The organism is Rhizobium sp. CF122, from assembly GCF_000282035.1.
In the GTDB taxonomy this organism is placed as follows: domain Bacteria; phylum Pseudomonadota; class Alphaproteobacteria; order Rhizobiales; family Rhizobiaceae; genus Rhizobium.
Genome location: NZ_AKKA01000129.1, coordinates 1 through 701, shown reverse-complemented (window position 1 = coordinate 701; position 701 = coordinate 1). Strand labels below are relative to the sequence as shown.

General features: G+C 64.6%; 1 protein-coding gene. It reads right to left on the bottom strand.

Annotation, left to right across the window (positions count from 1 at the left end):
- Positions 1 to 34: 34 nt before the first annotated feature.
- Positions 35 to 334: a DUF736 domain-containing protein gene (locus PMI09_RS29635; RefSeq protein ID WP_007803058.1), complete on the bottom strand. Its 300-nt coding sequence runs from the start codon at positions 332 to 334 to the stop codon at positions 35 to 37.
- Between the last annotated feature and the right edge of the window lie 367 nt (positions 335 to 701).

Below are 701 nucleotides of genomic sequence, written 5' to 3'. Positions count from 1 at the left end.
GCGCCCCGCTTTGAGCGGAGCGCCGTGGTGCTGGTCAGCGTGACCAGATGAGCTTGTGCTCGCCCTTGTCACCCTGGACGAGGGATGCGTAGACCGGGGCCGTGAAGGACGGATCGTCGAGCTTGAGCGAGAGGTATTCGGCGCCCGTTTCGCGGGCGGTCCGGCTCCAGCCTGCTCCGAACTCGACACCCGTTGCTGTGACGCGGAAGTCGGGTGCGCGGTCGTTGTCGCGGTCGCAGGGCTTGATGGTGGCCTTGACGTTGAGGGTTAGGGTCTTGATGGTGCCTGCGTATGCGCCGGTTTCGTCGCGGGTGAAGGTGCCGATCTGAGCCATTGTCGTATCTCCTGAGGTTGTTCGAAGCCGCCCGATGCGGCCTCGATGGCGGTCGACAGGCGACGGATTGGACGGAATGCATCCGCAGGACCGCAGCGTTAGCGAAGGACGGCGGCAGCCGAGCTTGTTGGCTCGCGAGGAATGACCGCTTGCGGTCAGGGGAAGAAGGTCGGCGGAGCCGTTGCTGGCCAAGGCCGGACCGGTGCCAGACCAGCCCAAGAGAGAGGCCGTATGGGGGACTTTCGCGCCGTCAGCAGAGAACGACGTGAATGATCGATGTCTCCTCATCAGCATGAACACCGCTGAAGGTGCATCACCACACCCGTCGTCGCAGCCGCCGTCTCCCGATGCACAAGACACGCTGCGC